The sequence below is a fragment of the Selenomonas sp. genome, assembly GCF_057272215.1.
In genome coordinates this window covers 198956-223196 of the sequence record NZ_DBHIUY010000003.1, presented here as the reverse complement: position 1 = coordinate 223196, position 24241 = coordinate 198956, and the positions used below count along the sequence as shown (strand labels likewise).

Genomic DNA, 24241 nt, shown 5'->3' with positions numbered 1-24241 from the left:
ATCTCATAATTCTATATTATACACCATCATGCAAGTTTTCACAGCGAAATCGAATCTCAAAAATAATTCGACCTTGCAGCGTCTGCCTTTATTATACCATGCGCGGAGCATTCTCGTTCATCACAGCGCCGTAAGACGCGGATGAAGCCATAAATTTGCAAAAGATACATCATTCAGATTTTTCGCTTGACAAATCGTCTAACCCCCCCATAATAATACTTAATTTAATAATAATAAAATTTTATTCTATGGACAATGGAGGCAGGGCAACGATATGAATAAGCTGCTCATCGGGCTTGTAACCGCAGTTGTAACGCTCGGCGTCGTCCTTGGCACACTGATCGCCACGAAGGGACATCCCACACGGCAGGAAAAACCAATCAAGCAGGAGACAAAGACCGAGAAAAATTACACCGAAGTCGATCTCAATACGCTCATGACCGAGCTAAAGGAAAATGCGCTGAACGCCGCCGAAAAGTACAAGGGCAAGGATGTCAAGATCGTGCACGGCGTCTTGAAAAATATCGACTCGGACGGCGACTACATCAGCCTGAACGGTGACCGGAACAAGCTGAATATCGTGCATAACATGATGGTCATGACCAAAAGCAAAGAGGTAAAGGATCAGGTGCGTCAGCTGAAGGTCGGTCAGTCACTCATCATCTACGGTCACATCGACGACGTGGGCGAGGTCATCGGCTATAAGGTGCACGCGGACAAGATCGAGATTGCTGCAGAGCAGCCCGCAGCAACACCGACACCTGCGGCAGAAATGAGCCGTATAGAAGGTATGCCGTCTCCCGCACAGCTCAAGCAGAATCAGAGCAAGGAATGGCGACCGCTCTCCTCTGATAAGCGATATAGCTATCAAATTCCACGAAAAAATGCGCTCATCTTGTATGACTACCAAACGAATCGATATATTGGATTCTCATTCGCTCTTCAGAAATATAACCTCGATCTCAGCAAAGGCGTACTCTATATCCTTATGGTTACAGACAAAGCAGGAGAGGATTGGTTGGAGTGTGATACCGAGAACCATACATATGCCATCGCGCTAAAAGCAGAGTTTTCATGGGAAGGAGGAAATATCCGCCCAGGTATGTTAACCCGCATCTCTCCTAATTCAAAACCAATAGGAAGATCTATAGAACCCTTTCGTGAAACAGCACACGGCTCACAAGCTCTAAACTATGCATACGACATCCCCCTGCAAGAACAGGCAAATGTCGATGTGATCAACGCCGTTCTGCGCTATCTGCCACATCTCAAACAGGAATGGCTGTAAGATAATCCACCACAAACCAAGGAGGAGACCCCATGAGAAAGCGCATCCCGTTCCTATCGTTCATCCTGTCAGTGATTTTGCTGACGACATGCACCGCCGCACATGCACAGCCCGTCTATCATCAGCTGCTCCTATGGCGCGTGCCCTATTCGCTGGTCGCAGACGGTTTCGTAGATCGTGCAACGGGCATCAAGACCGTGGTTTCCCGACTGATTTTTCATCCCTTCCCACTCGATTCGAGAGTCCAATTTTATGAGTATAAGGGGACAGAGCACGGAATCAGCGTCGCATTTTATTATTATGTATATCCAGATGCAGTTCCCATCTCGGCAGATGGTCGTTACCGTGTGATTTGGATGGATGTAGAGATCATCAGCTCCATAGGCGGCAATGAAGTCCTTCGCACCCCGATTCTCTATGATTCAGCATCCGATACATTCACGACGTTGGGCGTATTCCATAGTCCCATATCTGCAAAGGGGGACGGCGGCAGAATCAGTCGAACAAAATTTAAAACAAACAATGGGGCAAGCGAAGCTGAAGCCCGCGCTCACCTGTTAGAGACTGCCCCGCTCCTAAAGGCGTATAACATCATCAAGGATATTCCCCCGTCGGGAACCTTATATAAAATCATTCTTGGCGACGTGCGCGAAAGCACGACGGACTGAACATGAAAAAGGAGAGAAACAAAATGAACCGCAAACTGCTTACTTCCATCCTTCTCTGTGCCGTATTCCTGCTGAGCATGGGCATCACATTTGCCATGCCCTCTGCCGACGCCTACGAAACCGTTGTGCAGTCACTCCCGCCGCTCGGTGCAAGGGTGACGGCGGACTCCTTCCCCAGCTTTGCCGAGGTTGTTCCGAATCATCCTATGGTACCGCCGCAGGTTGCACGCGGAACATACGACGGATGGGAGTTCATGGAGCAGATCCAAAACGGGCGCATCAGCTATGTCATCATCCGCCCCGCGGCAGGAGCACAAGACACCACAGCGATCGCCGAAGAGATCCTCTCTGCCACTTCGGAGATCTACGGCGATCCCTATCACTGCACGGACGATGGAAAATATCTCTGGGAGCATGGCGTCTACGACGCTAAGACAGGGACGTTCTTCGCACAAAACTACTAGAGAATCACGGATAAAATCATAATAAAGAGCCAATATATGAGTCTCCTCATGTATTGGCTCTTTATTATGCTGGGAAGGAAGTCTCTGTAAAAAATTCCTACAGAGGATTTCCCTCGCGGAATATGCGCGACTTATATAAATCAAGCCGTTCTTTCGGTGCGGAAAACTTGTATGTTCCATCGGCTGCGTGCAGGACGCCAAGCTCTTCAAAAATTTGCAGCGCCTTTTGAAAGGTGAAGATCCCCATGACAGGAAAATGACGCAAATACTCTGCCAAAAGATACTCTGCATCCAACGGCAGTTCTGCCGCCTTTTGACGTGCGAACAGAAAGCGATAGACCGAAGCCAGCGCATCACGGTCGGGATGCTTCGCCTCGGCGCGTGCCGGTCGAAAGTCTTCGAGCATGAGCTGCAAGGAGCGCTTCTCGCGCCATACATGATATTCGGGAAAGTATGCGATGTCGATGCGCTCACGGTTGACGAGAGGCGCTGCCTCGCCCCTGCCCCAAGCCAGAACGTCGATGCTCTCATCCACGCCGTCGAGCGCAAACTTCAAATGCTGCCCTTCCTTGCCGATCCGCTGCGCATAACTGCCGCGAACACTATGCGACGCAAAGAGCGGCTTGGGATTTCCCATGCCGTAAGGCTCCAAGAGCTTGATCTCCGTCATCAGTTTTTCAGAGATCTTATCCGGCGCAAGTTCCAACTCGATGTCAAGGATCGGGATGAAGTCCTCTGCCGCGAGAACGCGCGTCGCATACGCGGCAAGCGCTTCGCGAAACGGCGCAATATCTTCCGAACGCAGCGACAGCCCCGCCGCCTGCGCATGACCGCCGAAGCCAAGCAGATACTCTTTGCAAGCCGAGAGCGCTTCAAACATGTGGAAGCCGCGAATGCTGCGGCACGATCCTTTGCCGATGCCGTCCTCTTCCGCGATGATGACCGTCGGACGATAGTACCGCTCGACGATGCGCGAGGCAACGATGCCGATGACGCCCGGATGCCAGCCCTCGCCATGCAGCACGAGCACAGGAGCTTTTTTGATGTCGATACTTTCGATCTGCTTTTCTGCCGCTTGCAGGATCTCCTGCTCCACGGCCTGCCTCTCGCGGTTTGCAGCGTCAAGCTCTTCCGCGATCGCCTGCGCTTCTGCTGCGTCCTCTGTCAAAAGCAGCTCGACGCCGCGCAGAGCGGACGCCAGACGTCCGGCGGCATTGAGCCTAGGCGCAAGCACGAAGCCGATATGCCCCGCCGTGATTTCCTTTTCCTTGAGTTCTGTCACGGCGAGAAGCGCCTGAATCCCCAAGCGCTTCGATTTCTTCAAGACGCGAAGCCCCTGCTGCACAATCTTGCGGTTTTCACCCACGAGCGGCACGACATCAGCGACCGTTCCCAAGGCGACAATGTCGAGATCGCCCGTGAAGGCTCTGCCGCGCATCTTCTGCCAGAGCGCCTGGCAGAGCTTGAACGCCACGCCCACGCCCGCGATGTTTTTGTCGGGATATGGGCAGTCTGCGCGATGCGGGTCGATGACGGCGACGGCTTTGGGCAGCTCTTTGCCCGGCAGGTGGTGATCGGTGATGATGAGATCGACCTTGTCTTTCACCGCCGCCGCTTCTTCGACGGCGGAAATGCCGCAGTCCACCGTGACGATCAGATCCGCGCCCGCCGCGATGATTTCATCGAGCGTTTCCTTGTGCAGTCCATAGCCGTCCTTCTGACGATGCGGAATGAAGTAGCCGACGTCTGCGCCGAGCTGACGCAGACTGCGGCAGAGGAGCGAGGTCGCCGTGATGCCGTCAACGTCGTAATCACCGTAGACGACGATGCGCTCCTTCGCTTGAATCGCCCGCTCAATGCGCGAGACGGCTTTCTCCATATCTTTCATCAAAAATGGGTCGTAAAACGGCTGTTTTTCCGGATGAAGGAAGTTCCTTGCCTCTTCATCGGATGCAATACCGCGATGCAGAAGGAGCGCCGCCGTAAAGGGCGTCGTGCCGATGCGCTGGGAAAACTCCACAGCGCGCGCCGACACATCGGGCAGAAGCGACCATTCTTTTTCCATTGTTCCCCTCCTTCCATCTGTCACCGGATGGAGCCGACTTCACGCACAAACGTCCACTTCGCAGGCATTGTGCGCCGCCCTTAGTAAAAGAGGCTGTTCATAAGCCGGATTCGACCTATGCACAGCCCTTGCAGGTCTGCTTTCAGCGCCGCAGACCATGATTTTATTTTGCTGCAGCCGCGCTGCCCGCTCTGCGGCGTTTCTCCGAGAAATTGCGCAGGACGACCCAAATGGGGCTTGCGATAAAGATGGACGAATAGCAGCCGGCAAAGAAGCCGACGAGAAGCGCGAATGAGAAGTCTTTCGTCGTATCGCCGCCGAACCAATAGAGCGCGAACGTCGTGAAAAGCACGGTGCAGACCGTGTAGATCGAGCGCGTCAAGGTCTGATAGATGCTCGTATTGACCAGCGCACAGATATCGCCGCCGCGTCTGAAATGCAGCTTCAAATTCTCACGAATGCGGTCGAAAATGACGATTGTATCATTGATCGAATAGCCGACGATCGTCAAGAGCGCCGCGACAAAGGAAGAATCAATCGGCCGCTGCGTCAAGGAAAAGATGCTCAAGACGATGAGAATGTCGTGAACCAATGCCATGATCGAGGAAACGCCGAACCTGAACTCGAAGCGATACGAAACGTAAAGCACGATCATGACCCACGAGAGCGCAAGCGCCCAAAGCGCATTCATGATAAGCTCGGCGCCCATCGTCGCGCCGACTTTCTCCTCGCGCAGCACATCGTAATCGCCAAGCTGCTGCTTGAGCGACGCCATGACTGCCTTGCGCTCTTCTTCCTCCAAGTCAACGCTTCGCACCATGACGGTGGGCGCAGCTTCAGCGTTCGCCGCATCGCCCGAGAACTGGATCGTACTGTTGTCGAGTCCGTACTCACGCAGAACGCCGCGCACGTCCGCCAAGGTCACTTCCTTCTGAAAGCGCAGCTCGATGATCGTGCCGCCCGTAAAGTCGATGCCGAGGTTGAAGCCCTGCGTACACATGCTGAAAATACCTGGCACGATGACGCAAAGGGAGATGATGAACCAGATTTTCGTGCGTTTGACAATATCGAACTTAGGCATCTTTCTTCACCCCGCTTCCCACGGACAATCCCGTCGCACCGTAGACGGCGGGATTCTTGCAAATATTCGAGGCGATGAGCAGCTTCAGCATGTACTGCGTGAGCGTAATCGCCGTCAGCATACTGAGTACAACGCCAAGCCCGAGCGTGATGGCAAAGCCCTTGATCGTGCCCGTGCCGAAGAAAAACAGCACGAGCGCTGCGATGATCGTCGTGATGTTCGAATCGAAGATCGTCGTAAAGGCGCGCTTGAATCCTGCTTCCATCGAAAGGCGCAGCGTCTTGCCCAGTCGATACTCCTCTTTGAAATGCTCGAAGATCAGCACGTTCGCATCGACCGCCATGCCGATGGATAAGATAATGCCCGCGACGCCAGGCAGCGTCAAAGTCGCGTCGAGCATCTTCAGAATGAAAAGCAGCAAGATGACATACGCCATGAGACTGAGGTCAGCAATAAGTCCCGAAAGGCGATAAAACAGTATCATGAACAGGAGGACGGCGGAAATGCCGATGACAAAGGCAAACTCGCTCTTGTCCTTCGAATCCTGACCGAGCGTCGGGCCGACCGTGCGCGTCTCGATGATGTTGACCTTGACAGGAAGTGCGCCGCTTCGCAAAAGCATCGCGATGCGATGCGCCTCTTCCTGGCTCTCCTGTCCCGTGATCTCAGCCCTGCCGCCCGTGATAGGCTCACGCACGTTCGGATTCGTCAAGACTTCGCCGTCGAGCAGGATGGCGATGCGGCGACCGACATTCTTCGTCGTCAGATCGGCGAACTTCTTCGCGCCCTCGTCGGAAAACTCCAAGTTGACTACATATTGATTCTGCTGATTTCGTGCGTCCTGCGCGTTTTTCAAGTCCGTACCCGTCATGACGGTATTGCCTTCTTCGTCCTTGAATTCAAGCATTGCCGTCTTGCCGATCGTCTTGATTGCAGAATCGGGATCCTTTATGCCCGGCAGCTCTATGATGATGCGGCGCTCGCCCTGGCGCTGAATCAGCGGCTCAGTCAAACCAAGCTCGTTGACGCGCTTCTCCATGATCTTTACGACGCGCTGCATCGCATCTTCATTGACTTGCGCCTCCGGCGTATCGACGGCTTCGAGCACGACGTGCGTACCGCCCTGCAAATCAAGACCTTGACGTATGGAATTCGCCAACGGCGAGACGAAGGCGAAAAACACGCCGACGATCACCGCGATGACCGCGATGAGCTTCAGTAAAGCGTCCTGTCTCAAATCTTTCCATCTCCTCTGATACATATTGTTCTTCCGCACTCAGGCGCAATGCGCGAATCGATGCGGTTCAAGCCCCTTTTTCATGCAGAAATGCGATGACCGCCGCCAAAACCTCAGCCGCCGAAAGCTCATCCGTCTGCAAATAGAGATCGGCATGTTCCCTCGCATCTTTCAAACGCTCGTGCTGCACCACCAAGCGCTCTTCGGTCCATGAGACGCGGCGGCGCTTCTTGATCGCAGGGAGCGTCGCGTCGATCATCACGAGAACATCAGGACGGTGTTTGTTCCAAAAGGCGCGTATGCACGAGTGTTCCTGCGCCACATTGTACGCATCAAAGCCTGCATCCTTCAGCCCCTGCACGAGCGTCGTCTTGCCCGACGCACAGACGCCGACAACAGCAATTCTCATGATTCTCTCCTCTTAGCCACATGTCCTTAAAACGGGTACGAAGCGGAAAGCTGCTCGATCTTTGGCGCATCAGACGAACTTTCCGAAATACCCATGACGACGACCGTCATATCGTCGCCCGCCTTTTCCTTGTCCAAAGAAAGCGCATATTCCAAGATGCTCTTGGCGATGAATTCACAGTCCTCAGGCGCATTGTCCTCGATGATGGCGATGATCTTCTTCATATCCATCGCCGCGCCGTCGTACTTCTTTCCCGCATGGGCGATGCCGTCTGTGAAAGAGACGACGATCATGCCCGAAGCAAACGGCAATTCGTAGACGTGGGGCTTCATGTGGCGGTTGACGCCAATCGGCGACACCTCATCGTCGTAGATCGTCAGGTACTCATCCGTCTTGACGATGGTCGGACAGTTGGAATTGCGGCTGATGACGACCGTTTCTGACTCCAAATCGGCGCTCAGAAGCGTCAGTGTACACGATACCTTCTTATCCTTCATCGCATAGAGGTAGTCATGCACGGCGCGTGCCACAGCGCCGTCACGCGCGCCATCGGCGATCAAGGAAGCCGCCTTGTTCACGACCCAGCTGCTCGTATGATGCGCCGCCAGCCCATTCCCCTGCCCGTCGGCGATGACGGCGGAAAGACCGCCGTAAGGCCGCTCAATGATATCAAAGTTGTCGCCGCAATGCTGCATCGCATACTTATTGATTTTTGCCATGCCTACGTTTATCTTCATCAATGCTTCTCACCTGCAAAATATGGTTTCGTTCTCCGTAACAATCCCGTGCATCATGATATCATGCGCCTCGAGCGGAAGATCTTCCATGATCTGACACGAAAACGCCACAGCGATGCGCTGCGCCTGCGTCGCTTTCTCGCCCAAAAAGCGATCATAGAAGCCCGCGCCCAACCCGAGCCGCTCTCCCTTGCGCGAAAACGCCGCGCCCGGTACAAGCACACAGTCAAGACTCGCGGGATCGACGATTTCGCGCTGATCTTCGCGCACGGTCAATATACCGTAGTCGCCAAGCACGAGATCCGAAAGCGCGCGCACGCGCACCGCCGCCATGACGCCCTTCCCTCTGACGAGCGGCAGGGCGACCGTCTTGCCCTCAGCCAAAGCCGCCGCAATCCAGCCGTAGAGCTGAACCTCATCCGCCATCGAAGCAAAGGCGAAAATCCGCTGTGCCATGCAGCAGGCAGGAAGCGCTCTGAGCCGTCTGCAAATCGCTTCGCTGAACGTCTCATTCTCCTTGGGCGAAAGGCTGCGGCGACGCGCCAAAGCCTCTTGCCGCATTCGCTTTTTCGCCTGCAAAAGATCTCTATATACCATGCGTCATGACTTTTCCAAGGCTGTGCCATCGCTCACATTTGCATGAATGGAAGCGCGTGACACCTCGATCTCCACCTGCTCGGCGATCTTCAGCTTGACCATCGTATCGTGCACCTCTGTCAGAGTGCCGTAAATGCCGCCGATCGTCACGACGCGATTGCCGCGCTTGAGTCCGTCGAGCATCTCCTTGCGGCGCTTCTGCTCCTTGCGCTGCGGCTTGATGATGAGAAAATAGATGACAAGCACCATGAAAATCAACGGTCCGTATGTATATAGAGCATTCATCATATTTGCGTCCATCGTATTCCTCCCAATCAAAAACAAGAAAATCTCTCATAACTATAAATTTCTTTCGACGCTTTTCGCTTTTTCCCTTTATTGCAGAAAAAATTCCTTATCGTTTGTAATTCCGAAGAAAATTCGCACGAAATTCGCCGAATGTACCCGAGAGAATGGCTTCTCGCATCTCGCGCATAAAGACTTGCAGGAAATACAGGTTGTGCAGCGTCAAAAGGCGCAGTCCGAAGATTTCCTCGGCACGCACGAGATGCCGGATGTAGGCGCGCGTGTAGCCGCTCCGGCAAGCGTAGCAGCCGCATCCCTCTTCAAGCACAGAAAAATCACGCGTGTAGGCGGCGTTCTTCATCACGAGCCTGCCGGTATGCGTCATCGCCATGCCGTTTCGCGCCACACGCGTCGGGAATACACAGTCAAACATGTCGATGCCGTGCATGACGCCCTCTAAAAGATAATCGGGCGTGCCGACGCCCATCAAATAGCGCGGCTTATCTTCGGGCAGAAGATGCACGGTGAGACCAAGCATCTCGTACATGACTTCCTTCGGTTCGCCGACGCTCAGTCCGCCGACAGCATAGCCGGGAAAATCAAGCGCGATAAGATCCGCCACGCTCTTTTCGCGCAGATCCTTGTACATGCCGCCCTGCACGATGCCAAAAAGCCCTTGCTGCTCGCTCGTCATCGCCTTCTTGCAGCGCTCTGCCCAGCGCGTCGTGCGCTCCGTCGAGGCTTTCGCATAATCGTAGTCGGCAGGATACGGCACGCATTCATCGAACGCCATAACGATGTCCGAGCCGAGCGCCATCTGCACCTGCATCGAAACCTCCGGCGACAAAAACTTCTTTGAGCCGTCGATATGCGAGCGAAACGTCACGCCGTCCTCGGTGATCTTGCGCAAATCGCCGAGACTGAACACTTGAAAGCCGCCGCTGTCGGTCAAGATCGCGCCGTCCCAGTGCATGAAGCGATGCAGTCCGCCCGCCTCGCGCACGAGATCCATGCCGGGGCGCAAGAAAAGATGATATGTATTGGAAAGAATCACCCCCGCCCCAAGATTTTTAAGCTCATCGGGAGAAACGCCCTTAACGGACGCCTGCGTGCCCACGGGCATGAAGATCGGCGTTGGAAAACTGCCGTGCGGCGTATGCAGAATGCCGGCGCGCGCTCCCGTCGCGGCATCTTTTTTTATCAGTTCATAAGTAATGGCTGTCAAAGAGCGTCCTCCTCTTTCGCACCGTTTTCAGCGCTTCCTTGTCAAAAACATCGCATCGCCGAACGAAAAGAAGCGATATCCCTCGCGCACCGCCTCTTCGTAGGCGGACAATACGAACTCGCGTCCGGCGAAAGCGCTGATGAGCATGAGCAGCGTCGATTTCGGCAAATGAAAATTTGTCACGAGCGCATCGACGATCTTGAAGCGATAGCCCGGATAGATGAAGATGTCCGTCCAGCCGCTCTTCGCCGCGATCTCTCCCTGCGCCTCAGCCGCCGACTCCAGCGTGCGGATCGACGTCGTGCCGACGGCGACGATGCGGCCGCCCGCCCCTTTCGTGCGGCGAATCAAGTCCGCCGTCTCCTCCGGCAGCCGATAATACTCGCTGTGCATCTTATGATCTTCGATGTTTTCCACGTTTACGGGGCGAAACGTACCGAGACCGACATGAAGCGTGACGAAGCCGATATGAACGCCTTTCGCCTGAATCGCGGCGAGCTGTTCCTTCGTAAAATGCAGCCCTGCCGTCGGCGCCGCCGCCGAACCTTCTTCGCGGCAGTAAACCGTTTGATAGCGTTCCTTATCCTCCAGTTTTTCATGAATATACGGCGGCAGCGGCGTTTCACCCAAGCGGTCAAGAATCTCCTCAAAAACGCCCTCGTAGCGAAACCTCACGATGCGTCCGCCAAAATCCGTATGTGCCGCAACCTCAGCGCTTAATTCATCAGAAAAGCGAATGACCTGCCCGACCTGCGCTTTCTTGCCGGGGCGCACCAGAGTTTCCCACGAGTCCTTGTCGATGCGACGCAGCAAAAACACCTCGATATGTGCGCCCGTCGGCTCACGCCTGCCATAAAGACGCGCCGGCAAGACGCGCGTATCGTTCAAGATCAGAGCGTCGCCGGGCGAAAGAAACTCTTCCAAATCATAAAAATGACGATGCTTCATCGTCCCCGCCAGCGGATCGAGCACCATGAGACGCGACGCATTGCGCGGCTCGATGGGCTTCTGCGCGATCCGTTCCTCGGGCAGTTCGTAATTAAAGTCATCGAGCATCATCACGGCAAAACCTCCAACGTCGTTCCCGGATAATAATGCGCCAAGATGGCGTCATACTTCATACTAGCCGCGAGTCTCTCCGCGCCATGCTGCGACATTCCCAGACCATGCCCGCTGCCAAAGCCTGCGAATACGATCTCTCCCTTTTCACGCCGCACATCAAAAAGCGTGCTCTTCAAGCCGAAGATCGAGCGCATATCGCTCCCCGTCAGCGTCACCGCACGATTCGAGCCGTGAATCACCATGCGCGAAACGCGCCCCGAAGGCGTGCGATACGCATCACTCTTGCCGATGACGAGCGGTGAAAGCTCGATTTTCTGCAAAGCGCCCACATCTTTTCCGGCAGCGGCAAGTTTTTTTAGAAAATCGGCTTCTGCGAAAGTCGTCTGCCACGGGCTCGTTTTTTGCACTTCGTCTTCAACCGGCACGAGATACGGTACGCCATCGCCCCAAAGAGCCTCGCGGCTCTCCGTCATGCCGCCCGAATCACTGTGAAACAGCGTTTCCGCCGGCTCGCCGGCATACGTAAGAATCTGTCCCGCCGTCGTCTGAACCGCCGTGCGCGTCGCAGTCGTTTCCGAATCTACGCCGCCATACACCTGACAATGCGTCGTCGTGCAGACATCGTAGCCATCCGAGCGATGCTGCGCCTTGCTGCGCAGCGCATAGGTACGCGCCGCCACCGCCTGCGCCTTCAAGGCTTCAAGGTGCCACGAAGCAGGCATCTCTTCAGCAAGCACGCCGTTGACATAGTCATCAAGCGCAACTTGCTCAATGACGTCAAAACTTTCACCCTGCACACGCAGCAAAAAACTGCCGCGATAATGCCCCTCGCCGATTTGGAATACGCACGCAGGATCCTGTGGTACAAGGCGGAATGAAGTGCCTGCCAACGGCTCGCCGTTCCAAAGAAGCCCCATCGTGCCGCTCTCAATCTCGACGGCGGTATGCGGCGCAATCGTCATCAGCACTTTGCCGCTCGCATTTTCGACGAGAGAAAAGCCTGTGTCGGATGAAACGAGTACATGCTTTTGTCCAAGGAGCAAGCCCACGCGAATCTCCTGCGAAGATGGCGGCGCCGGCATCACATCAGCTTTGCCTGGAGCGCTCTGCTGTGCCTTGACCGCAGAACTCCCGACGCCCTGAAAGTCGATCACACGCTCTGCCGCCGCTGTGTTCAAAGCGCAGAAAAAGAACACGATGCACAAAAAGAATACGCTCGTGCCGTGCCGTGTATTGCCGCTTCGCTTTCCTGCCAAAACCAACGCCCCTTTCCATTCCATTCGCCAGAGGAAGCACAAATAAATGCAACGATTCCTATAGTATATCACAGAGAAGTATGCCGCGTCACCTGTGACGCGCACGGCAAACTTTCAGGACATATGTTCAGCCGTCGCGCGAAACGACAGGATTGCTTCTGCGCCCGTTTCCTGCAACAGTTTCATCAAAGTGGCACGCTGTACATATGTCCTTACGCCTTACAGAAGCCTAGCCAATCGGTCTGCGCCTTCGGCTTGACCTCTTGGGGCTTCATGGTAAACTTTCAGGACATATGTTCAGCCGTCGCGCGAAACGACATGTTTGCTTTTGCGGCAGATTCTTTGCAGCCTCACGCAATGATCGAAAAGACCGTCGATGAATCTTAGCAGTTATCGGCGCACCTTTACTTTTTTACGGAAAATCCTTTACTTTTTCGCCCAGTATGTCATAATAAGTAAAGGAAAGAGGTGTTCGTATGATTTCTTATGCAGGGCTCCTGCAAAAATTAAAAACCAAGAAACTGACAAAGACAGCGCTCACCACGCAGCTTGGCATCTCTTCTCGAACCGTCGCCAAAATCGGGCGCGGTGAAAAAATCTCCCGTCGTGTGCTTGAGAAAATCGCCGCGTTCCTCGACTGCACTCCGGATGCGCTCTGCCGAACCGTTTCAGACAACGCTCTCCTTCAACTGCTTCGCGATGAGAAAAGCGTCCGTATGTCGGGCGGCCTGTATCACGAGCTTCAGATCCGCATGACGTACAATTCGAATCACATTGAAGGAAGCAAGCTCAGTGAAGATCAGACAAGGATGATCTTTGAAACGAACACGGTCGATGTCGCCGAAGGGCTCCTAGTCGACGACATCATCGAAACGGTCAATCACTTCCGCGCCATAGACTATGTGCTTGACAAAGCAGAAGAGCCGCTCACAGAGGAAATCATAAAGGAGCTACACCGCATCCTCAAACAAGGCACGAAAGATGCCGCCCTCGACTGGTTCGCCATCGGCGATTACAAGAAAAAAGCGAACGTGGTCGGCGGTCGTGAAACCGCAAAGCCGAAGGATGTACCCACTCGCATGAAGGCGCTGCTTGCCGCTTACGAATCGCTTGCCGCCATCACGCTTGGCGATATCATCCGCTTTCACCATGATTTCGAGCGCATCCATCCTTTCCAAGACGGGAACGGCAGAGTCGGGAGACTCGTCGCGCTCAAAGAATGCCTGCGTCATTCCATCGTCCCGTTCATCATCGAAGATTCCAAGAAGATGTTCTATTATCGAGGCTTATCTGAATGGGAAAAAGAGCCGGGCTATCTGACAGACACCTGCCTTGACGGGCAGGACGCCTTCAAAAAACTGATGCTCATGTTCGAAGCATGAGACATCTTTTCAGCCGCTTTCTCATAAAAAACGCGCCTCCCCATTGCAGAGGAGGCGCGCCCACACACGCTTTCTCAGCTGATGCCGACGACCTCGTAGCCTGCATCGACGATCGTTGCCGAAAGAGCCTTGTCCGAAACGTCGGCGCTCAAGGTGACGACGGCTTTCTTATCGTCTAAGCTGACTTCCGCCTTTTCTACGCCGTTCATGCCTTCCAAAGCCTGCGTCACATGCGCGACGCAGTGACCGCACATCATTCCTTCGATGGAAATTGTCTTTGTCATTGCACTTGCCTCCAATTTTTCATCTGCCTGCATTTGCGAAACTTCTTCCGTGACTTTTTTTGCCTCCGTCTGCAAGAGGAAGTCGGGCAGTTCACGCAAGATCCTTCGCTTATCCTTTCTATCGTCATAAACATCAAAAAAGTTCAGCCGCAGAGCGTTCATCACCACGCAGAAGCTCGAAAGGCTCATCGCCGCCGCGCCGAACATCGGACTCAAAACAAAGCCGAACACGGGCAGCCAAAGTCCCGCCGCAAGCGGTATGCCGATGACATTGTAGAAAAACGCCCAGAAGAGATTTTCCTTGATGTTGCGGATGACCTGCCGCGAAAGGCGGATGGCTGCGACGACATCTCTGAGTGAGGACTTCATGAGGACGACATCGGCGGCGTCCATAGCGATGTCGGCTCCCGCGCCGATGGCGATGCCGACATCGGCGCGCGTCAAAGCGGGCGCATCGTTGATGCCGTCGCCTACCATGATCGTCCTGCCACTCTCCTGCAGACGGCGCACGACCTCTTCCTTGCCGTCGGGCAGGACATCGGCGACGATGGCAGAAAGGCCGAGCTTCATACCGACCGCGTTCGCCGTGCGGCGGTTGTCGCCCGTCAGCATGACGGGCTGCACGCCCATGCGCAGAAGCTCCCCGATCGCCTCACAGCTGTCCGCCTTCAAGGCGTCAGCGACGGCGATGATGCCGAGCAGGCGATCAGCAGCGGCGAAGAAGAGCGGCGTCTTTCCCTCCGACGCGAGCTTTTCCGCCGCCGCTTTCATGTCCGCTGTCAGAAGCCCGCGGTCCTTCATCAGCGTCATGCTGCCGCCGATCATTTCTCGGCGTTCGCCCGAAAGCTCTGCCGTACCCATGACGCCATGCCCGGGCAAAGCCTGAAAATCCTGCGCTTTCTCGAAGGAAATACCGCGTTCTTTTGCCTCGCGCCGGACGGCGGCGGCGAGCGGGTGCTCACTCTGCGACTCCAAAGCTGCCGCCACGCAAAGAAGCTCCTCTTCCCCGACGCCTGCAGCGGGAAAGAGTTCCGTCACGCGCGGCTTGCCCTCCGTGATCGTCCCCGTCTTGTCGAGTACGACGAAGTCCGCTTTGCCCGTCGTCTCAAGCGCCGCCGCCGTCTTGAAGAGGATGCCGTTCTTCGCGCCCTTGCCGCTGCCGACCATGATGGCGACCGGCGTCGCAAGCCCCAAGGCGCACGGGCAGCTGATGACGAGTACGCTGACGGCGCGAGCGAGCGCGAAACTCGCCGTTTCACCCAAAAGCAGCCAAAGAACGCCCGTGATGATCGCCAAGAGGATGACAACAGGCACAAACACCCCCGACACCCTGTCGGCGAGCTTCGAAATCTCCGCCTTGGAAGCAGCGGCGTTCTGCACCATCTCGATGATCTGCTGCAGCGTCGTATCCTCGCCAACGCGACGCGCCTCGCAGGTCAAAGCGCCGTTCTGATTGATCGTGGCGGCGCTCACGAGACTGCCCGGCGCCTTGTCCACAGGCAGGCTCTCGCCCGTCAAAGCCGCCTCGTTGACGGCGCTCTCACCTTCGAGCACCTTGCCGTCCACGGGGAAACTCTCGCCAGGCAGCACGAGAAAGACGTCGCCGACGGCGACCTCCGACGCAGCGACGACGACTTCCTCACCATCCTTCACGAGACGCGCCGTCTTGGGCGCGAGATCCATGAGTCCCTTAATGGCGTTCGTCGTCTTGCCCTTGCTGCGGCTTTCCAGCCACTTCCCTATCGTGATGAGCGTCACGATCATCGCAGACGTCTCAAAGTAGAAGTCCATGCCGCCCGCCGCGACGCTCTGCCAGTCTCCGGCACGCGCCGCGATAAGCATCGCGAAGAGATTGCCCGTACTGTAGACAAAGCCCGCCGCACTGCCGAGCGCTACGAGCGTATCCATATTCACGCCGCCTGAAAAAACATGGCGAAAGCCGTTGATGAAAAATTTCTGATTGACGATCATGACAGCAGCCGCAAAAAGAAGCTCATAAAGCCCGACGACGAGTGCATTATCCTCCATCACCTGCGGGATGGGAAGAGCAAGAAGCATGTGCCCCATCGAAACGTAAAGAAGCGGCAAAAGAAGAGCGAGCGACACGAGGAAACGGCGCAGGATCTTTGGCGTCTCATGATCCTCAAGCGCCTCTCGCTCTTCTCGGATATCCTTCGCCCGCTCTGCTCTCTTGTCGACAGCAAGGCTCGCGCCGTACCCCGCCTTCTCGACGGCGGCGCAGATTGCCTCCGACGTCAGCGGCGCCTCGTAGCTCACGAGCATCGAATTCGTCAGAAGGTTTACAGACACTTCATAGACGCCCGCCAGGCGGCTGACCGCCTTATCGACACGCGCACTACATGCCGCGCATGACATGCCCGTGATCTGATACTTTTCATTTTGCGTCATAAGAAAAACACCTCCACACTTCCTATGACTGTTTGAAACAGGATATACGTCAAAGCGACATTTGTCAAGAGCAACTTTCAAATAAGCGCACAAACGCCCCCGAGCGGGAATTCCCATCGGGGGCGATACAGCCATTCACAAAATCGGATATGCCCAAAAGCCGATTATTTCGGATTGTACTCGATGATTTTAATGTTCTTGTGCTCATTCAGATCGACGACCTGATCCTGTGTGATGCGAATGAGCGGATTCGCTGCAAAGTCCTCGGGATAACCGACGAGGATGCCTTGAAGCCCGTTGCTCAATGTGACGGTCGAACCGAGGAACACATGCTTGATGTTGTTGAGGAACGGCATGCAGACAGCGGGATCGAGCTTGCTGAACATGTCCTCGGAAATCTGCGCAATAGCGCTGAACGGCGTCTGCTTCACATAGCCCTCACGCTCCGTCGTGATATTGTCGTAGATGTCCGCAACGGCAATGATGCGCGCATACTCGTGAATATCCTTGCCGGTAAGCCCCGAGGGGAATCCCGAGCCGTCCATGCGTTCGTGATGCTGCAACGCTGCGAGACGCACACCCTCAGACGTATCCTTGTTGGCGCTGAGGATATTGAAACCGTCGCGCGGATGATTGCGGTACGCCTCCAAATCCTCGCCTTTGAGCGTCTGAATATTCTTCTCCAAGAGACGCTCGGTGAATTTCGTCTTGCCGATGTCGTGCATGAATCCCGCCATAATGATGTCATGCGTCTTTTTCGTCGGAATCCGCATCCACTTGGCAATGACGCCCGCGAGGATGGACACGCGCAGGGAATGGTTATAGACGTCGCTCGCGAGATGGTTAAGCTCGTAGAGGTAGTCGATAGCGCCGCTCTGCTTTGACATAGGCGCGAGATCTCTCTGCACCATCGCCGTCGTGCGTTCGACAGGCACTTCGTCATCCTTGGCAACGGAGCTGAAGATGTCCTGCGCCTCGGAAACGACTTCCTTATATTCAGCGACAAAGGCATGGCTGCGCGTCAGCGGCTCGCCGACGACGGGCGTCGTCGTAAGTTCAAAGTCGTCCTTGACATAAACCGCAGGTATATTCAAGAATCCCAGACGCGTGATATGCGCCTTCGTCAGAACAGTGTTCTCCGAGAGCACAACGATCATGTTGTCGTTGACGATGGTACGCGCCAAGGTCATTCCGGGATGCAGATCCTCGATGGATACGGCTTTCAAAGCAAACTCCTCCTTTGGGAAACGGCATATATCACATTGCGTTTCTTCCGTACATGAATCGATTCGAAATCTTTCCGAATTCGTCCTCTTCTGTTTAATTCTCTACAAAAGCTGGAAATCCTTTATCGTACGGAAAAAACTCTCGCTTTCTTTTAAGAAACGACTTTTTGCCCATGAATTCCCAAAAAAGGGCAAAGCACAGGCACAAACGGCTCGTCCATATTCCTGTAAGGGCGGCGCACACATCCCTTCGCATAATCGCTGCCTGCCCTGCACATATCATCCTTCACGGCAAAACTCTATCCCGCTGACGCGCCTAACGAATGAATTGGTCGATCGCCTTGTTCAGCTTATTCAGCGCTTCTTGATCGCCATGCTCGACGGCATCGACGATGCAGTGCTCCAAATGATCTTTCAAAATGACTTTTCCCACGCCAAGGATGGCTGCGTTGACCGCCGAGAGTTGGATGAGAACATCGGCGCAGTCGCGCCCGTCCTCGATCATCTTCTTCGTCGATTCGAGATGTCCGATCAGTCGTGACATGCGGTTGAGCACCGCTTTCGTCTGCGTATGCGGATGGACGTGCGGATGCGGATGTGCGTGCATCTCACACACCGTCCTTTTCCCTGCACGCCAATCCAACCGCATCGACATACGGCTTGATGTCAATGACGGCGCTGCCGTCCAAAGCATCGAGATGCTGCACGAAAAGCCGCCTGCCCTCGCGGCGCAGCAGTTTTACCGTGCAGAGCGACAAGGGATTCGGCCGATGCGGCGCACGGCAGGCGAACACACCGCAGGAACGCGTACCGCTCGGCGGCGTCGTCACGAGACGGTCACGCTCGGCGAGATGCGCCCAGTAAAGTATCGTAAGCCACGCATGCTCTTCGACATGCTCCAACGCGGGCGCATACGCCTCGTCTATCTCGATGACGGACTCTTCCTCGCTGAAAAACCCCTGGCGCGGTATCTGCTGCAAACTCTGATAGGGGCTATGCACCATACCGATACGATTTAACTCCACAAGAATGCCTCCTTCCGCCGTCACTCGACCTTGAGCGTCAGCTTCTCTCCGTTGATGTTCCATGCCTTGCCCGTCACATTATCGTCATAGGAAATCGCGTCGGCGAGCGTGATACGCCTGATGTACTCCTCGTTCTTCGCCATGAGCGCTGCGATCTTCTCGTTGCCTCCCGCCGTGATCTTGATGTGGTCGGTGACCTCGAAGCCGTTCTCCTTGCGCATCGTCTGCACCTTGCTGACGATCTCGCGCACGAAGCCTTCCTCGATGAGCGCGGGGCTGAGCGTCGTCTCCAAGGCGATCGTGACCGCGCCGTAGCGCTCCGTGACGAAGCCTTCCGTCTGCGCCATCGACACCTCGACGTCTTCGGCTTCCAGCACGACTTCACCCGAGGGAAGCGCCAGCTTCAGCTTGCCCGTGCGGTCAAGTTCGTCCTTCGCCTCGTGCCCGTTGACCTTCGCGAGAGCCGCCTTGACCTCGCCGATCCGCTTGCCGACCTTCGGTCCCAAGACCTTGAACTGCGGTTTGAAGCTGTAGCTCAAGAACTCTTCCATGTCGCTCTTAAAGACGACCTCTTTGACATTCAGCTCACTCTCGACGATCTCACGGAAGAACGCGTCGAGTGCGTGCGCCGCCTTGACAAACATCCTGCCGATGGGCTGGCGGTTCTTGATGTTCGCAGCATTTCGCGCCGCACGCCCCAAGACGACGATCGCAAGGACGATCTCCATGTTGTCCTCAAGCGATGCGTCGATGTACTCTTCGTGCACGGCGGGAAAATCGCAAAGATGGACGCTCTCGGGCGCCTCCTTGTCGACGCTGCGCACGATGTTTTGATAGATCGCCTCTGTCATGAAGGGGATCATCGGCGCAGCGGCCTTTACCGTCGTCACAAGAGCCGTGTAAAGCGTCATATAGGCGTTGACCTTATCGCTGCCATCGCCCTTCGCCCAGAAGCGCTCACGGCTGCGGCGCACATACCAGTTGCTCAGTTCATCGACAAATCCCTGCAAAGCCTTCGCGGCTTCCGTGACCTTGTAGGCGGCGAGGTTTTCGTCGACCGCCTTGACCATCGTGTTGAGACGCGACAGGATCCATTTGTCCATGACGGCGAGCTTTTCGTAGTCGAACGCATGATCGAGCGGGTTGAAGTTGTCAATGTTGGCATAGAGCACATAGAACGCATACGTGTTCCACAGCGTGCCCATGAACTTTCGCTGCCCTTCCTGCACCGCGCCGTCGTGGTAACGGTTCGGCAGCCACGGTGCGCTGTTCTCATAAAAGTACCAGCGAATCGCATCCGCACCGTGCTTTCTAAGCGCGTCCATCGGGTCGACAGCGTTGCCCTTCGACTTCGACATCTTGCGGCCGTTCTCGTCCTGCACATGACCGAGGACGATGACATTCTTATACGGCGCTTTATGAAAGAGCAGCGTCGAGATGGCGATGAGCGAATAGAACCAGCCGCGCGTCTGATCGACCGCCTCGGAGATGAAGTCCGCCGGAAAGCGGCGCTCGAAAATCTCCTTGTTTTCAAACGGATAATGCCACTGCGCAAACGGCATCGAGCCGGAATCAAACCAGCAGTCGATGACCTCGGGCACGCGGTGCATCTCTTCGCCGCACTCGGCGCAGCGGATCGTCACGGCATCGACATACGGACGATGCAGCTCCAGCTCGTCGGGGCAGTCGTCCGACAGCGATTTAAGCTCCTCGATCGAACCGATCGAGTGCTGATGACCGCAGCTGCACTCCCAGATATTGAGCGGCGTTCCCCAATAGCGGTTGCGGCTGATGCCCCAATCCTGCACATGCTCCAGCCAGTCGCCGAAGCGTCCCTTGCCGATGCTCTCGGGAATCCAGTTGACCGTGTCATTGTTCGCAATCAGCTCGTCACGCACCGCCGTCATCTTGATGAACCACGACTCACGCGCATAATAAACGAGCGGCGTATCGCAGCGCCAGCAATGCGGATAGCTGTGCTCGAAAACGGGCGCCTTGAAGAGCAGCCCCTTCTCCTTCAAATCCTTCAAGATCAGCGGATCGGCGTCCTTGACAAAGACGCCCGGCCAGTCCGTGTCCTCCGTCATTTCGCCCTTCGCATCAACGAACTGCACGAAAGGCATGTCGTACTTGCGGCACACGCGATTATCGTCCTCGCCGAACGCCGGCGCCGTATGGACGATGCCCGTGCCGTCGGACGTCGTGACGTAGTCGTCGCAGATGACGAAAAACGCCTTTTTCTTAATTTTCCCCTCGGCATACGGATAGAGCGGCTCATAGTCGCGGTACTCCAGCTCCTTGCCCTTCATGCGTGCGAGGACTTCGCGCTCGCCCTCGACGCCATCAAAGACCGTATCGACAAGCGCTTCCGCGAGATAGTAGACCGCATCGCCGACGCGCAGCTTCACATAATCCACCTCGGGATTGACGCAGAGACCGAGATTCGACGGCAGCGTCCACGGCGTCGTCGTCCATGCGAGAAAGTACGCATCCTCGCCCTTCGCCTTGAACTTCACCAGGGCGGAGCGTTCCTTGACATCCTTGTAACCCTGCGCGACCTCATGCGAAGAAAGCGGTGTGCCGCAGCGCGGGCAGTAAGGCACGACCTTGTGCCCCTTGTAGAGCAGGCCGCGCTTCCAGATCTCCTTGAGCGCCCACCATTCCGACTCGATGAAATCGTTCTCATAGGTGATGTACGGATGTTCCATATCCGCCCAAAAACCGACGACGTCGGAGAACTCCTCCCACATGCCCTTGTACTTCCAGACAGATTCACGGCACTTCTTGATGAAAGGCTCCATGCCGTACTTCTCGATCTGATCCTTGCCGTCGAGCCCGAGCGCCTTCTCCACCTCAAGTTCTACGGGCAGACCGTGCGTATCCCAGCCCGCCTTTCTAAGGACGCGCTTTCCCTTCATCGACTGGTAGCGCGGCAGCATATCCTTGATGACGCGCGTCAGCACATGACCGATATGCGGCTTGCCGTTCGCCGTCGGCGGTCCGTCGTAGAACGTGAAATTCTCCTTGCCCGCACGCTGGTCGATCGCTTTTTGCGCGATGTCGTGCGATTTCCAGAAGTCTTCGACCTCCTTCTCTCGCTCGACAAAATTCAACGTCGTGTCTACCTTCTTATACAGCAAGATTTTCCCTCCTAAATATCGTACAACGTACAGGAAAGCGGCGCAGCGCCATGCGATACATGCTTCATAGAAAAAACCTTCATCCCGAAACAGGATGAAGGCAAACTTTCCTGCCAGTTTTCTTCAGCATTTCATATCTCTTTTTCCATTCCTAATAATAACGCAAAACAACAAAAAAGCCAAGTGTTATCTTCCGAGAAATCTGCGTGGAAGATTTCTCGTATTTTTTATATATCATCAGCAGGAAAATAGAATCTAATCTCGTAATAAGAATATAGGTAAATACGACTCAATTTCCTTATATTTGTATGCAACATGACCGTACCGCCATGAACACTTGGGAAGTTGACCGAAAGATGAGCCTTTTGCAAATATGCAAAGTGCAGCAAAGGAAACGAAAGGAGTTTCTATCATGAATCTGAAAACACGAATGATCACCCTGATCGGCACGCCTGTCCTCTTGGTCTTCATCGTCATGGCAGGCCTCGTCTATGAAGTCCTCATGGATGCTATGGAGCAGGAAATGACGGAGATGGCAACCCATCAAGCGAGCGTCATCAACGGTCAGCTGATCGGCAAGAAGGAAATGCTTGCCGCCGTGACGCGCACCTGGGATGCGAAACTGCCCTCATACGAGGATATGCAGACGACAGCGAACTATTTCGCCAACAAGAACGGCATCGGGGATTTCTTCATCGGCTTCCCAAACCAGCCCTTCATTGACGGTGCGGACAAGACCTCAGACCCCACCTTCGACGCGACAGGACGCGCCTGGTACAAGGATGCAGCAAGCTCTCAGGACGTCATGATCTCGAAGATCTACCTGACCAAGACCGACCACAAGCCCGTCGTGAGCCTTAGCTCGGCGTTTCGCCAAAACGGTCAAGTCGCAGGCGTCGCAGGCGTCGATCTGTCGCTCGACGCCGTGAAGGATTTCGTCTCCGCCATCAAGGTTGGGAAAACGGGCGGCGCCTTCCTCCTCAACGAGGACGGCAACTTCATTTCTCACAAGTCGAAGCCGATCGACGACACGATCTTCGACCAGAAGGAAAATGCCGAAGCGATCAAAGCCTTCTTCCAAGGCAAACCGACCATCGCCTCTTGGAGCGAAAACGGCACGACGATGCTCTTCGCTTCCGCCCCTGTCGGCGATACGGGATGGGTGCTGGTACTCGAAGTGCCGAAGTCGGAGATCCTCGCCCCGATCATTAATATGGGCGCGATCGTTGCCATCATCATCCTCCTCTCGATCGCTGTGCTCATCTCCATCATCCTCTACATCACGCGCTCGATTGCGACGCCGATCACAGAACTCGGCAAGATTGCCGAGCAAGTGGCAGAAGGCAATTTGTCGCACAAATTCAGCGACACGGATCGTCGGGATGAAATCGGCAGACTTCACCAGAGCTTTGCCAAGATGTCCAAGAACCTGCACGACCTCGTGCAGCGCTCCCTCAAGGCTGCCGATCAGCTCGCCGCATCTTCCGAGGAGCTGACCTCATCGGCAGGTCAGTCCGCCAACGCTTCACAAAGTGCGGCGGAAGCCGTGACCCATATCGCCCAGAGTGCACAGCAGCAAAATGACATCGTCGACCACTCCATCGACTCCGTCAACGCGATGTCCGATGAAATGGGCAAGGTCGTCAATGTCATCCACGATGTCGCCTCATCCGCCGCCGAGACGCACAAAGCGACGACGGAAGGTCAAAGTGAGCTTCACGTCGCCGTCGAGGGCATGGAAACCATCAACGGCAGCACAAAAGAGGTCGCCGATGCCGTCAACTCCCTCTACGAAGGATCGAAGCGCATAGCCGAAATCGTCGAGATGATCACCCAGATCGCCAGCCAGACGAATCTCCTTGCCTTGAATGCCGCCATCGAGGCTGCACGCGCCGGCGAATCGGGCAAGGGATTCGCCGTCGTCGCCGAAGAGGTGCGAAAACTCGCCGAGCAGTCAGAAACGGCGGCGCAGCAGATCACAACGCTCATCACGGAGAACTCTTCCCAAATCGAGCGCACATTCTCCATCATGCAGCAGCAAAAGGATCGCGTCAGCGAGGGCGTCACGCAGGTCAACGAAGCGGGCAAGAAGTTTGACCGCATCGCCGAACTCGTGCAGGGGCTTTCCGAGCGCGTCAAGAGCATCGAGACTTTGACGCAGCGTGTACGCCAAGACAGCACGCAGACCGTTTCCTCCGTACAGGAAATCAAGAATGCCTCGAACGATGTGCGCAGGGAAGCAGAAAACGTCTCCGCCGTCTCCGAAGAGCAGGCGGCATCGACGCAGGAAATCGCCGCCGCGAGCCAGACGCTGTCACAGCTCGCCCACGAACTGAAAGAGACCGTCGGCCGCTTCCACGTCTGACCTTTCCAACCTCCGAAGAATACGAAAAAGCTCGGT

General features: G+C 55.4%; 20 protein-coding genes. 5 read left to right on the top strand and 15 right to left on the bottom strand.

The window, feature by feature from the left end; all coding sequences use genetic code 11:
- Nucleotides 1-274: 274 nt before the first annotated feature.
- From ACO5Z0_RS04250 to ACO5Z0_RS04240, 3 genes are read left to right on the top strand one after another with little or no spacing between them, the layout of a single operon-like run.
- A complete protein-coding gene (locus ACO5Z0_RS04250; RefSeq protein WP_485649332.1) occupies nt 275-1288 on the top strand; it encodes an OB-fold protein in 1014 nt (337 codons plus the stop codon).
- Nucleotides 1289-1320: 32 nt separating this feature from the next.
- Nucleotides 1321-1956 (top strand): hypothetical protein, encoded by a 636-nt coding sequence (locus ACO5Z0_RS04245; RefSeq protein WP_485649331.1) that lies wholly within the window; start codon nt 1321-1323, stop codon nt 1954-1956.
- 23 nt (nt 1957-1979) lie between these two features.
- Nucleotides 1980-2420 (top strand): hypothetical protein, encoded by a 441-nt coding sequence (locus ACO5Z0_RS04240; RefSeq protein WP_485649330.1) that lies wholly within the window; start codon nt 1980-1982, stop codon nt 2418-2420.
- Between the two features lie 97 nt (nt 2421-2517).
- Here ACO5Z0_RS04240 and recJ read toward each other — a convergent pair whose 3' ends face one another.
- From recJ to ACO5Z0_RS04190, 10 genes are all read right to left on the bottom strand, one after another.
- Nucleotides 2518-4485: a single-stranded-DNA-specific exonuclease RecJ gene (gene recJ, locus ACO5Z0_RS04235; protein WP_485649329.1), complete on the bottom strand. Its 1968-nt coding sequence runs from the start codon at nt 4483-4485 to the stop codon at nt 2518-2520.
- Between the two features lie 163 nt (nt 4486-4648).
- Complete coding sequence (gene secF, locus ACO5Z0_RS04230) at nt 4649-5566, bottom strand: protein translocase subunit SecF (protein ID WP_485649328.1); 918 nt, start codon at nt 5564-5566, stop codon at nt 4649-4651.
- Nucleotides 5559-6827 (bottom strand): protein translocase subunit SecD, encoded by a 1269-nt coding sequence (gene secD, locus ACO5Z0_RS04225; protein WP_442673476.1) that lies wholly within the window; start codon nt 6825-6827, stop codon nt 5559-5561. Before secD ends, secF begins: the two co-directional genes overlap by 8 nt.
- A gap of 43 nt (nt 6828-6870) precedes the next feature.
- On the bottom strand, nt 6871-7212 hold the full coding sequence (locus ACO5Z0_RS04220) for a hypothetical protein (RefSeq protein ID WP_442673475.1): 342 nt from the start codon (nt 7210-7212) through the stop codon (nt 6871-6873).
- Nucleotides 7213-7238: 26 nt separating this feature from the next.
- Nucleotides 7239-7931, bottom strand: coding sequence for a PP2C family protein-serine/threonine phosphatase (locus tag ACO5Z0_RS04215; protein ID WP_485649327.1), 693 nt, complete (start codon nt 7929-7931; stop codon nt 7239-7241).
- 27 nt (nt 7932-7958) lie between these two features.
- Nucleotides 7959-8510 (bottom strand): 5-formyltetrahydrofolate cyclo-ligase, encoded by a 552-nt coding sequence (locus ACO5Z0_RS04210; protein WP_485649326.1) that lies wholly within the window; start codon nt 8508-8510, stop codon nt 7959-7961.
- Between the two features lie 39 nt (nt 8511-8549).
- Nucleotides 8550-8846, bottom strand: coding sequence for a preprotein translocase subunit YajC (gene yajC / locus ACO5Z0_RS04205; protein ID WP_442673472.1), 297 nt, complete (start codon nt 8844-8846; stop codon nt 8550-8552).
- 94 nt (nt 8847-8940) lie between these two features.
- Nucleotides 8941-10056, bottom strand: a complete 1116-nt coding sequence (tgt, locus tag ACO5Z0_RS04200) for a tRNA guanosine(34) transglycosylase Tgt (RefSeq protein ID WP_485649325.1) — start codon at nt 10054-10056, stop codon at nt 8941-8943.
- 27 nt (nt 10057-10083) lie between these two features.
- On the bottom strand, nt 10084-11115 hold the full coding sequence (gene queA, locus ACO5Z0_RS04195) for a tRNA preQ1(34) S-adenosylmethionine ribosyltransferase-isomerase QueA (protein WP_485649341.1): 1032 nt from the start codon (nt 11113-11115) through the stop codon (nt 10084-10086).
- Nucleotides 11115-12374, bottom strand: coding sequence for a SpoIID/LytB domain-containing protein (locus tag ACO5Z0_RS04190; RefSeq protein ID WP_485649324.1), 1260 nt, complete (start codon nt 12372-12374; stop codon nt 11115-11117). The genes queA and ACO5Z0_RS04190 overlap by 1 nt, the downstream gene beginning before the upstream one ends.
- Nucleotides 12375-12850: 476 nt before the next feature.
- On the opposite strand from ACO5Z0_RS04190, the gene ACO5Z0_RS04185 reads away from it, so the two are divergent.
- Nucleotides 12851-13756 (top strand): Fic family protein, encoded by a 906-nt coding sequence (locus ACO5Z0_RS04185; RefSeq protein ID WP_485649323.1) that lies wholly within the window; start codon nt 12851-12853, stop codon nt 13754-13756.
- Nucleotides 13757-13830: 74 nt separating this feature from the next.
- Here ACO5Z0_RS04185 and ACO5Z0_RS04180 read toward each other — a convergent pair whose 3' ends face one another.
- The 5 genes from ACO5Z0_RS04180 to ileS form a co-directional block, all read right to left on the bottom strand.
- Nucleotides 13831-16449, bottom strand: coding sequence for a heavy metal translocating P-type ATPase (locus ACO5Z0_RS04180; protein WP_485649322.1), 2619 nt, complete (start codon nt 16447-16449; stop codon nt 13831-13833).
- Between the two features lie 164 nt (nt 16450-16613).
- Nucleotides 16614-17675 (bottom strand): HD-GYP domain-containing protein, encoded by a 1062-nt coding sequence (locus ACO5Z0_RS04175; protein ID WP_442673483.1) that lies wholly within the window; start codon nt 17673-17675, stop codon nt 16614-16616.
- A gap of 316 nt (nt 17676-17991) precedes the next feature.
- The gene (locus tag ACO5Z0_RS04170; RefSeq protein WP_442673485.1) at nt 17992-18282 is read right to left on the bottom strand and encodes a metal-sensing transcriptional repressor; all 291 of its coding nucleotides are present in this window, start codon (nt 18280-18282) and stop codon (nt 17992-17994) included.
- A gap of 1 nt (nt 18283) precedes the next feature.
- Nucleotides 18284-18700 carry a tRNA (N6-threonylcarbamoyladenosine(37)-N6)-methyltransferase TrmO gene (tsaA, locus tag ACO5Z0_RS04165; RefSeq protein ID WP_485649321.1) on the bottom strand — a complete coding sequence of 139 codons (417 nt, stop codon included), beginning with the start codon at nt 18698-18700 and terminating at the stop codon, nt 18284-18286.
- Nucleotides 18701-18720: 20 nt separating this feature from the next.
- Nucleotides 18721-21837, bottom strand: a complete 3117-nt coding sequence (gene ileS / locus ACO5Z0_RS04160; RefSeq protein WP_485649340.1) for an isoleucine--tRNA ligase — start codon at nt 21835-21837, stop codon at nt 18721-18723.
- Nucleotides 21838-22252: 415 nt separating this feature from the next.
- Between ileS and ACO5Z0_RS04155 the strand changes: the two genes are divergently transcribed.
- Nucleotides 22253-24205 carry a methyl-accepting chemotaxis protein gene (locus ACO5Z0_RS04155; RefSeq protein ID WP_485649320.1) on the top strand — a complete coding sequence of 651 codons (1953 nt, stop codon included), beginning with the start codon at nt 22253-22255 and terminating at the stop codon, nt 24203-24205.
- Nucleotides 24206-24241 lie beyond the last annotated feature (36 nt).

Excerpts from the sequence above, each read along its gene's own strand:
- secF (WP_485649328.1), bottom strand. The coding sequence starts at position 5,566 with ATGCCTAAGTTCGATATTGTCAAACGCACGAAAATCTGGTTCATCATC.
- ACO5Z0_RS04240 (WP_485649330.1), top strand. The coding sequence starts at position 1,980 with ATGAACCGCAAACTGCTTACTTCCATCCTTCTCTGTGCCGTATTCCTG.
- ACO5Z0_RS04155 (WP_485649320.1), top strand. The coding sequence starts at position 22,253 with ATGAATCTGAAAACACGAATGATCACCCTGATCGGCACGCCTGTCCTC.
- ACO5Z0_RS04215 (WP_485649327.1), bottom strand. The coding sequence starts at position 7,931 with ATGGCAAAAATCAATAAGTATGCGATGCAGCATTGCGGCGACAACTTT.
- yajC (WP_442673472.1), bottom strand. The coding sequence starts at position 8,846 with ATGGACGCAAATATGATGAATGCTCTATATACATACGGACCGTTGATT.
- ACO5Z0_RS04220 (WP_442673475.1), bottom strand. The coding sequence starts at position 7,212 with ATGAGAATTGCTGTTGTCGGCGTCTGTGCGTCGGGCAAGACGACGCTC.
- ACO5Z0_RS04180 (WP_485649322.1), bottom strand. The coding sequence starts at position 16,449 with ATGACGCAAAATGAAAAGTATCAGATCACGGGCATGTCATGCGCGGCA.
- queA (WP_485649341.1), bottom strand. The coding sequence starts at position 11,115 with ATGATGCTCGATGACTTTAATTACGAACTGCCCGAGGAACGGATCGCG.
- ACO5Z0_RS04250 (WP_485649332.1), top strand. The coding sequence starts at position 275 with ATGAATAAGCTGCTCATCGGGCTTGTAACCGCAGTTGTAACGCTCGGC.
- ACO5Z0_RS04245 (WP_485649331.1), top strand. The coding sequence starts at position 1,321 with ATGAGAAAGCGCATCCCGTTCCTATCGTTCATCCTGTCAGTGATTTTG.
- recJ (WP_485649329.1), bottom strand. The coding sequence starts at position 4,485 with ATGGAAAAAGAATGGTCGCTTCTGCCCGATGTGTCGGCGCGCGCTGTG.
- ACO5Z0_RS04185 (WP_485649323.1), top strand. The coding sequence starts at position 12,851 with ATGATTTCTTATGCAGGGCTCCTGCAAAAATTAAAAACCAAGAAACTG.
- secD (WP_442673476.1), bottom strand. The coding sequence starts at position 6,827 with ATGTATCAGAGGAGATGGAAAGATTTGAGACAGGACGCTTTACTGAAG.
- ACO5Z0_RS04210 (WP_485649326.1), bottom strand. The coding sequence starts at position 8,510 with ATGCGGCAAGAGGCTTTGGCGCGTCGCCGCAGCCTTTCGCCCAAGGAG.
- ACO5Z0_RS04170 (WP_442673485.1), bottom strand. The coding sequence starts at position 18,282 with ATGCACGCACATCCGCATCCGCACGTCCATCCGCATACGCAGACGAAA.